The organism is Micromonospora sp. DT41 (assembly GCF_049841715.1).
GTDB classification, from domain to species: Bacteria; Actinomycetota; Actinomycetes; order Mycobacteriales; family Micromonosporaceae; genus Micromonospora; species Micromonospora profundi.
Genome location: NZ_JBNCKU010000036.1, coordinates 1 through 9,180, shown reverse-complemented (window position 1 = coordinate 9,180; position 9,180 = coordinate 1). Strand labels below are relative to the sequence as shown.

Genomic DNA, 9,180 nt, shown 5'->3' with positions numbered 1-9,180 from the left:
TACCTCCGGCCTACCGAAACCATCGACGCAGATCACGCAGACACGCCGACGACCGTCAGCCTTTCAACCTCTGTAGCGCCGCCAGCGCTGCCTAGCGTCCTACCAGGACGTACGTTAAACGAGTCGCGGCTGATGCGCCTGATCATTCCGCGCATGTTCCGGATCTTGCTACACGGCCAGACAACCCGCTTACACGCGCTGCGCGTTGCATCGGGTACGGCCGCTCGCCCGGAGCCTCGTCCACGCCAGCCCACGTAAGTATGCCGCCGTCCGCCACCGTGCTGTCGTCAGCCGTTCCGCCAGACCCTCGTTTGGACGCCACCTCCAGCCGTCTGAAACGGCCGCGCCCTGCAACAATCTTAAGCCCTCACAGTGACAGGTCCGGTCAGCCGTACCCATTGCCAACACACGGCGTTTCTGTCTGGGAAGCGCCAGGGGTTGTCGTCAATCTGTGCCGCTCAGACACTTCCGCTCCGTACAAGCGTTCGACATGATGGCTTGATCACGAGGATGGAGCAACCATGGCAGATAAAAGCTCGATCGAGTGGACCGAAGCTACCTGGAACCCCACGACGGGATGCGATCGGATCTCAGATGGTTGCGACAACTGCTATGCCCTGACGCTCGCGAAGCGGCTGAAGGCAATGGGATCGCGCAAGTACCAGAATGACGGCGATCCCCGGACTTCCGGGCCTGGCTTCGGCGTAACGGTTCACCCAGACACGCTCGCTACGCCACTGCGATGGAAGGAGCCCCGGGTTGTCTTCGTCAACTCGATGAGTGACTTGTTTCATGCCCGAGTCCCGTCATCCTTTGTCAGGCAGGTGTTCGAGGTCATGGAGGCTACGCCTCGGCATACCTACCAAGTCCTGACCAAGCGAGCCACTCGACTTCGCAAGCTAGCCGGGACGCTGCCATGGCCGCCGAACGTGTGGATGGGAGTGAGCGTAGAGGACTCCTCCGTGTTGAGTCGGATAGACGACTTACGGGCCGTCCCGGCCGCAGTCCGCTTCATCTCCGCGGAGCCACTCATCGCACCCCTTGGCCGCTTGAACCTTGAAGGGATCGACTGGCTTATCGCCGGGGGCGAGTCGGGTCCGGGAGCTCGGCCAGTGGAACCGGACTGGGTCCGCCAGCTTCGTGACCAGTGTCAACCGGCGGGCACGGCCTTCTTCTTCAAGCAGTGGGGAGGACGCACCCCGAAAGCCGGCGGCCGATCTCTCGATGGATGCACTTGGGACGAGATGCCGCAACCCAAGCGCTGGGAAGTGGTCGGCACACTCTCAAGCTGAGCCCCGCCCCTCTTCCCTTGACCCCCCACGTGAAGCAAGATGGATCAACCGAGCGTGCTGATCCGAGTACAGAGGGCTTCGTGCCGATCGGGGGTCACCATCGCATGCCACCACCCCAGGACACACTGTGGCGCAGTCAGCCGAGGGTCCTCATCAAGCACCAAGTGTACCGACACTACTTGCAATGCTGGATGGGCAAGATTTGTAGGTCTTTTGAACAATCCAGCATTGTTGATGCATTCTCCGGCCCCGGCCAGTACAGTGATGGCCCGGACGGCTCACCGCTCGTAATTGCGAAGACCTTCTTGGAGCACTCTGCCTTTTCGCAGTTCAATACACTGCGATTAATATGCAACGAAAAGCGAGAGGATCGTCGGCAGCACCTAACCCGTAAGATGGAGGAGTTGCCACCAACTCCAAAGCTCAAGTTCCACTCCCCAGAGCCTGCGGAAACAGCAGACACCTTCGACGCCTTGGACGCCCTAGCCCACGGTGGAATCCGCAAAAACATCCCCACCCTATGGATACTGGACCCCTTCAATCTAGGAGGGGTCCCCTTCGAGTTGGTGCGCAAGTGCCTGCGCGGATCGCGCGATGAAGTACTCATCACATGGTTCGCTGACGAGATTTACAGGTTCTGCGAAGATGCCAGCAAGGCAAACGCAATGACTCGCCACTTTGGCGGCGACCACTGGAAGGCCGCACTGAGCAGCAGGGGAGAGACAGCCCGGAAGGACGCTCTGCTGGCGGCATACCAGAAAGGTTTACAGTCCCTCGGCCTGCTCACAAACGCTGTTTCTATCTCAAGTCGGAACGAGACGGCTCGGTATTCCCTTGTTTTCGCTACACATGATGAACGCGGCCTTGAATGCTTCAACCCCGTCAAATGGCGACTAGATCCAGTCAAAGGATCAACCATCAACGAAAATAGGGGGATGCAGCAAACCGACTTGTTCTCCGAGTTGCCAGTAGTCGACGAGCTGCGGACCTACCTTGAGTCCCTAGAGGGCGAAGCGGCCCCGTTTGCCGCCCTAGCCCGAGAAGCTCAGCGCCTGGGTTATCTGGAGAAGCACCTGAGAACGCTACTGGACGAACTCGCGGTTGATGGCCGCGCTGTGCGGGAAACCCCGTTGAAAGCCCCAACCCGGTGGCCTGCCGATTCGGTGATTCGCTTTTACCCGGTTGCATGATAACGCCAGGGTGACCCAGGTGAGTTATCCAGGTACTCCTATGATCTCAAAGATCCGTTGGCTGTCGTCCGCCGACTGAGCTCGCCCCCTTCGCCGGAAAGTACGACCGGTCGACAACGAGTTGAGCGAGCAGCCGGGGCGGGCTGCCGCAACAGTCCCCATCCTCCTGGGCGTCCGGCACCGGTCGCCGCGGTCGTCACCCAGGTTGGCCGCCGCCCAACACTCGGTGCTTTGGCGACCAGGCAACGCGGCGCTCAGCCAGACACTTCTCAGGGCTCGCCGAGGTGCACCGAAGAAGCCTGCAAGCAATCGCCAGCACCTCAACTACTGAGAGTGACACACGGGTTCCATCGGACTTGGATTTGCAAGTGACCAGCAAGTAAGACTAACTCGGCAAAAGACCAGGTCAGAACGCTGGGGAGAGCCTGGGGCGCCCCCCGCTTCCGATTGGGCGCAAGTGAAGTGTGCTAACTGTCTGTAGTCTTCGCAGTGGCCCAGAAGGGTACATAGTCCCGGTACCTCGGCGACGCCGAGGGGTCTCGCACGGCGATCCTGCCGTCCTCAAGGGCCTCCTTGATGATGCGTGAGGCCTTGGATATGTCCGAGTCCGATATACCGAAACGCTCTCGCACTGATGCGTTGGTTACCTTCTCTCGGTTTACCCATCGGAGAACCGTATGCAGGTACGTCGCTCGGACCCTGTCCTCACGGTCCATGTCTTTCAAATCGCGATGGCCAAACAGAACAACGCGAGTGTTGTCGTTAACCACCTCGATCAAGGGCGCAGGAAGCTGGAATGCTTCAATCTGCACGGCAACTTTATCCCAACCGCTGCCGCGCTCTTCGCAGATTCCGGCACGTCTCATGAAGCCGGCCAATCTTTCGTTTCGCGATCTCGGCGGAGTATCAACGAAACGCCAATGATCAACGAGGGGCTCGCCAGGGTTTGATATTTCGAGGCGATCGTCAAATATCTCCACCATTGGCCCGGCGCCCGAAATTGAAAAGTCCTGGTGAATCAAGGCGTTTGCAAGCAGCTCACGGACCGCCAAGTCTGGGAACATGCGAACGATTTGGCGTAGGGCGACCTTGATTACTTCATTCGAAGGCAGCCTGCTGAGTAGATAATCAATCGCGCCTCCGAAGCCTTTAGCGTATCCGAACTGGCCAGCCTGCTCCCGAATGGTTTCCACCCTGCTCGTTCCACGGTAGTGGATAATCCGCAACGCTTTACGACCCAAGGAGCCAAAGTCATCCAGATTTCGGGCAAATAGCACCGCACCCATGTTGGTAATATTCCAACGTCCGGTGGTCGTCTTGGTGATGAGGAGGTCTGAGGCCAGAGTCTCCAATACATCTGCGGGGTCCGCGGGGATTGGCACGTCCAACAGCTGAAAGTAAGAGGCGACGTCGATAAAAGTCGAGACTTCAGCGGACGGCACATCAGCCTTCGCTGTGCCAAGCTCAAATCCCGTTCGCTGAAAAACCTGCCACAGTCGACGCTCGTGATCCGGGTAGCTTTGCAGCCTCTTCTTATATGAGCCAACACGGATATATTCCACGCCCTTGAAGGCGATTGGCCGATGCTCCGCAGGCGTTATCTCCCACAAGACCAAAAACTTGCCATCTACCTGAAATTCGAAGAACTCGAAATGAATCTGCGGCTCCAGCCCCCGCGTCAGCCAATGCAAGAAGTCTTCGTTTCCAACTTTCTGATTCTTTGGCCTAAAGGACGTACCCACGACGGCGTGACTCTCATCGTTGATACCCCAGACCATATACGAGCGATCCTTGCCATGGAGCGCGGCCGAGTTGGCTAGCGCTGATCCATACTGGCCAATCCCATCTAGGTCGGAGTAGTTCTCCTTGAACTCGAGCCACTCTTCCTCTCGGGGCAGGGCACTCAGAGCGCGCACTAGCTCTTCGAGCTGCTCCTGACTCTTGCTCACAACTCCGCTCCCCTTTGCCCTAAAGCCCCTACACCAGGTGCCAGCATCATTCCAGGCCGGGGTTTACGTGCGCGAGGCCAACCTACCGGCAACGTATGACTGCCCATCCCGTCTGCCGTCGACCCGCCCTCCTGGGGAGCGGGCCGCCGCCCGGCCCGCCACGTCAAGCGGGTCTTGACGCAGGTTCGGACGCTGGCGGGTCGCGCGGTGGTCTGCTCGGCTTGCCCGGGTCGATGGCAGGCGGGATGGCCTACCGCAACCGCCCACGGACCGCGAGCCGCTGGCGGAGCCCTGGCCATCCTGGAGCCGGAGCGCCGCCGCCGGAGGCGCAGTAGCCTCAACCCCGTGACCAACGCCAGCTCGCCGACGCGGCCGGCGTGCGCTGCCCTACGCCGCGCGGTGCTGACCGCGCGGCCCGGCCGGCTGCCGGCCGCCACATCACCGGTCAACGGTCTGTCGTTCTGCGGCGGCCCCTTGGGCTTCCGGCTTCTGCGCCAGCCCGCCGGGCGTGTTGCGTGGCCGGAGTCGGAGCGTCAGCGGAGCGACGGACGCGCGCCCAGGCGGCGGCGTGTGCGGCCCTTTCGGGGCCGCCTTGATTGTGTATCGAAACTGCGGTCTAGGTTGCGCTGCCGTGTTCCGCATACACGGACACGCCGTTACTGCGCGCTGCGATAGCGGTGCGGATCCTACGGACGAGCCGGGGCGGGCCGTGCTGTTCCAAGGACTCTGCGCTTACGTAGCGCCACTCGGTCAGTTCACCGTCCGCGAAGCGGATGTCGCGCTCCTGCTCGGCGCCGAGTGATCCGCCGTCGAAGATGAAGAGGAGCTTGTCGCCTTCGTGTTCGGCGGGTGCCCAGTCCACGACCAGCATCGGCCCGACTGCCGGAGTGAGGCCCAGTTCCTCTTGGATTTCGCGTATGCAGGCTGCTCGGGGTGACTCGCCGGGTTCGACGTAGCCGCCGGGGATGTCCCAGTGCTTCTTGTAGCTGGGGCGTACGAGGAGCACGCGGCCTTCGCGGTCGAAGAAGAGGGCGCCGGCGGCGACGCGTGGGGTTGCCATGGGTGGCATCTCGTTGGCCGTCACCAGGGCAGCCTAGTTGGGGCGGATTCAGTCGAGCACCTTGAGTCGCTGGGCCAGGCCGACCAGTTCGGCCGAAGGCTTGCCGCGTTGGCGGCGGATCCAGGTTAGAGCGAGTTGGCGGCTGAGGAAGTGGTGCCGAACCTGCTCGGGCGCCATCTGTTCGGCGTCGAGGATGACGTCCTGGGCATCGTCGACGCGGTTCCACGAGCTGTAGGCGCGGGCGACTTCGAGGGCGTGCCGTACCCGACGCTCCATCGGTAGCCCGGCGGTGTCGACGCGCGGGCCGAGGTCGATGGCGACCTGTAGGTCGCCCAGCTCGGCGGCCGTGGCGACGCGGTGGATGGCGACGTTGGTCGGGCCGAACGCGGTCCAGAGGTGGTTAGCGTCGGCCCCGAGTCGGCCGGCGGCCTGGTCGGCGGCGGCGAGGAAGGTACGGGTGGTGGGGGCGTCGTTGGAGCGGGCTGCGGCCATCGAACCGGACAGGAACAGCGTCCCGTAGACGGAGAGCAGCGCTGGTGTGGCGTGCGTGAGGTGGGGTTCAAGGTAGCCAGCAGCGTCTTCGGTGAGGCGTACAGCTTCGGTGTAGCGGCCGGTGGCGTGCAGGGCATGTCCGACGGAGCGGAACAGGGATCCGGTGACCAGAGGGTCACCCGTGGGTCGGACTGCGACCAAGCCGCGGTCGGCGGCGATCCATGCCAGGTCGCTCTCTCCAAGCTTGGTGAGCTGGGTAGCGGCGAGTTGGTACGCCAAGCCGAGAAGCTGACGAGCCTGGTCCTGGTCGTCGCCGTCGTGGTGGTCGGCGGCGGCCTGGGCGCGGTGTAGCAGCTCGGGCAAACGGCCGGTCACGTACCCGAAACGGGAGTCTTGGTAAGCATCCCAGAGGGCACCTACCTCCTTCCTGAGCACAGCGACGCTCGTTGGCTCCGCGTCCGTGCCGCTGCCGAAGGGGCCGAGGACGCGGTAGTCCATCAGGGCGGCACGGAGGGCGGGGACGGTCGCGGTGCCGCTGTCGCCGGTCCAGTCGAGCAGCGAGGGTTCGCCGAGCAGGTCGCCGAGGGAGACGTCCAGGACTTCGGCGAGGGACTTGATGACGGAGAGCCGGTCCAGCTCGATCCGGTTGTTCTCGATCTTGCTCAACCAGTCGGCGGTGCGGCCGATGAGTCCGGCGAGGACTTCCTGGGACAGGCCGCGTCGGTAGCGGTACCAGGCGACGCGTTCGCCGATGGTCAGGTTGTTGGTTCTTCCGCGCACTGGTTCACCGTCTCCCCTCGGTCGGCTGCGACCCCGGAAGGATTTTCCGGGTCGCTGGGCGGTTTGTGCCACAACCTGTGTGCATGACGGGGCTGAACGTATCGAGCAACTGCCAATCCTGCTCGGGCGCGGGCTGGAAGTACACCCTCGCCCGCACCGCTGTCCGGGGGATGGGGCGTGGGTCGGAGCGGACCCGATCTCTGGCCCGACGGTCCTGCCTGGACTGCGCGGGATCCGGTCGCGCGGCGACCTGCTGAGGCTGGCCCGGGGTGGGTGCTGGTGTGGGGCCGCGACCCGAACGACGGCCCGTGAATAGCCCGCCCGCCTCGGCGCTTCGCACGCCGACGCCGCGCCGGCCAGGTGTCCCCGTACCGGGTGACCTGGTGCTGATCGATGGTCGGGCGTCGGTGCAGTTTGGCGGCGATCGGGTGCTGTGGTTGCGGGTGACCTCGGTTTGCGACAAGCCGACCTATGACGGCTGGGTGTGGCTGACCGGCTACTCCATCAACCCGGCGAGCGGCAAGGCGCTGGCGCGGCGGGAGGTCTTCGTGCAGATCGCCGGCCTTCAGCTCCAGCCAGGCAAGACCGACAGCGCGCCGCCTCGCAACGTGGCGCCGGTGATGAGGAGACGCGGTGTTTGACGTTCGGATACGACTCGGCGCGGTACTGGAGATCGACACGGCCGATCGACTCCTGCCGTCGGACGGGCCGGTGACGTTGTGGGTGACTGGGGTTCGGCTGGTGGCCCACCGCCCTTCGGACGATGAGTGGATTTGGGTCGAGGGGGTCAGGATCGGTCCGTCCGGCCGCCACGGCCGGCAGGCGCGAATCCTGGTGCGCGCAAGCTTCCTGCTGCCTGAGGGACCGGCGGATGACTTCACATCTGTCAGTGGCCCTGCGTGATCAGCCCCGGACTGCTCAGGCGCAGCTTGACCAGCACACCCGTCAGACGCCGTTGGGCGCTGCATCGTCTGCGCCGGGAAGCGGACAGCTTGAATCCTGCAAGGTTGCCTAGATAGGTTCTAGCTGTCCTACAAATGCTGACAAGTGACTGGTCCTGTATTTACTAGTTACCGACCCAAGGCTGGGTGCAACTGATGGCGTACGAGGTTCCGACGCCGAAATACCTGCGCGTGTTGAACACGCTGCGGAAGCGCATCGAAGATGGCGACTACACCCCCGGTGCTGCGCTGCCGTCGGAGAACCAGCTCTGCACGGAGTTCGGGGTCTCTCGCCCGACGGTGCTCAAAGCGCTGGGCATCCTTAAGCAGGATGGCTGGATCGAGTCGCAGCAGGGCAAGGGCAGCTTCGTACGCGGCCGGCCAGCTTCCGGCCGTACCTCACCCGACTACGCCCGCGACGCGGTGGAGTTGGACGAGACCGGAGAGACGGAGATCCTGCACGTCGGCCCAGTGCTCGCCTCCCCGCGCATCGCGGCGGAGTTGGAGATTCCGGAGGGTACGCCGGTCTACGAGCGGCGCCGCCGTACCGTTTCCGAGGCGGGGCCGGTGGACCTCGTCGCCACGTTCGTCCCAGTGGACATCGCGGTCGGGACCGCGATCACCAAGGCGGAGCCGATCCCGGGCGGCCTGCTTGACGTCATTGCCCGCCACAAGGGCCTGCGGGCTGACTACGCCACCGAGCGCATGACTGCCCGCCGGGTCAGCGAGGTCGAAGCTGAGGCGTTGGCCGTGCCAGCCGACGAGTCGGTCATGAGCGTTGTCATCACTGTTCATCAATCATCCGGCGACCCGATCATGACGTCGATCCTGGTGATGCCAGGCAGTCGGCATGAGATCGAAGACATCTACGCGCTGTCCTGAGAGGCAGCACCCGCATCCCGGCCGCTCCGGCGCGCGATAGCCCTTTCCGCTCCCCGGCGCATACGCCTCGAAGCGCCGGGAAGATTTTGAAGGCGGCAGACCTCGTTCGGCGTCAGCTCGTGCCGGCTGGCCAGGGCGATCGCGGCGGCGTAGGGCCTGACGTCACGCTGGGCAAGCAGCAAGGCGACCTGGCTTAGGACGTTGAGTAGTACGACCCGGCCTGCCTGTGGATGGCCGGCGACGATCCAGAGCAGGCGGTTTCGATCCCACTGGGAGAACTCGCCCATCAGCAGCTCCGTCAGGACGGATGCATCGCTGCGGATGTTCGATGCGACTGCCAGTCGCACGAAGGAGAACGGGTTCCGGGCGAGGACCCGTAGTCCTTCGACGTCAACCCGTGGGTCCGTGGCGAGAGCCAGGTAATCACGCGGGGTACGAGGACTGGGAAGTAGCGCCTCGATATCCATCTTCTGCCTTCCTCCTCGCCGAACTCTCCACATTGTGCGGCCGACTCACATTAGCCTCGATCGTTCACGGCTGATGTCGGGCGTTCCGGCCCCGCGCGTGTGATCGTTCATTGTCGATGCGGTTGGG

8 protein-coding genes are annotated in these 9,180 nt (G+C 63.4%); 4 read left to right on the top strand and 4 right to left on the bottom strand.

Features of this window, described 5'->3' with window-relative positions; translation table 11 throughout:
- The first annotated feature begins 521 nt into the window (after positions 1-521).
- Both ACLQ23_RS31410 and tcmP read left to right on the top strand, forming a co-directional pair.
- Positions 522-1,292, top strand: coding sequence for a DUF5131 family protein (locus ACLQ23_RS31410; protein WP_425881525.1), 771 nt, complete (start codon positions 522-524; stop codon positions 1,290-1,292).
- Positions 1,229-2,482, top strand: a complete 1,254-nt coding sequence (gene tcmP, locus ACLQ23_RS31405) for a three-Cys-motif partner protein TcmP (RefSeq protein ID WP_425881524.1) — start codon at positions 1,229-1,231, stop codon at positions 2,480-2,482. The genes ACLQ23_RS31410 and tcmP overlap by 64 nt, the downstream gene beginning before the upstream one ends.
- A 467-nt stretch (positions 2,483-2,949) precedes the next feature.
- On the opposite strand, the gene ACLQ23_RS31400 is transcribed toward tcmP, so the two are convergent.
- The 3 genes from ACLQ23_RS31400 to ACLQ23_RS31390 all read right to left on the bottom strand — a co-directional run bounded on the left by ACLQ23_RS31400 (position 2,950) and on the right by ACLQ23_RS31390 (position 6,763).
- Complete coding sequence (locus ACLQ23_RS31400; protein WP_425881523.1) at positions 2,950-4,431, bottom strand: ATP-binding protein; 1,482 nt, start codon at positions 4,429-4,431, stop codon at positions 2,950-2,952.
- A 616-nt stretch (positions 4,432-5,047) separates the two neighbouring features.
- Positions 5,048-5,515: an NUDIX domain-containing protein gene (locus tag ACLQ23_RS31395; protein WP_425881522.1), complete on the bottom strand. Its 468-nt coding sequence runs from the start codon at positions 5,513-5,515 to the stop codon at positions 5,048-5,050.
- A gap of 24 nt (positions 5,516-5,539) precedes the next feature.
- Positions 5,540-6,763: a helix-turn-helix domain-containing protein gene (locus ACLQ23_RS31390; protein ID WP_425881521.1), complete on the bottom strand. Its 1,224-nt coding sequence runs from the start codon at positions 6,761-6,763 to the stop codon at positions 5,540-5,542.
- 383 nt (positions 6,764-7,146) lie between these two features.
- Between ACLQ23_RS31390 and ACLQ23_RS31385 the strand changes: the two genes are divergently transcribed.
- Both ACLQ23_RS31385 and ACLQ23_RS31380 read left to right on the top strand, forming a co-directional pair.
- Positions 7,147-7,404 (top strand): hypothetical protein, encoded by a 258-nt coding sequence (locus tag ACLQ23_RS31385; protein ID WP_425881520.1) that lies wholly within the window; start codon positions 7,147-7,149, stop codon positions 7,402-7,404.
- 456 nt (positions 7,405-7,860) lie between these two features.
- Positions 7,861-8,586: a GntR family transcriptional regulator gene (locus ACLQ23_RS31380; RefSeq protein ID WP_425881519.1), complete on the top strand. Its 726-nt coding sequence runs from the start codon at positions 7,861-7,863 to the stop codon at positions 8,584-8,586.
- Here ACLQ23_RS31380 and ACLQ23_RS31375 read toward each other — a convergent pair.
- Entirely contained in the window at positions 8,571-9,053 is a 483-nt protein-coding gene (locus ACLQ23_RS31375; protein WP_425881518.1) for a hypothetical protein, read from the bottom strand. The two genes, ACLQ23_RS31380 and ACLQ23_RS31375, sit on opposite strands and share 16 nt — an antisense overlap.
- Positions 9,054-9,180: the final 127 nt, after the last annotated feature.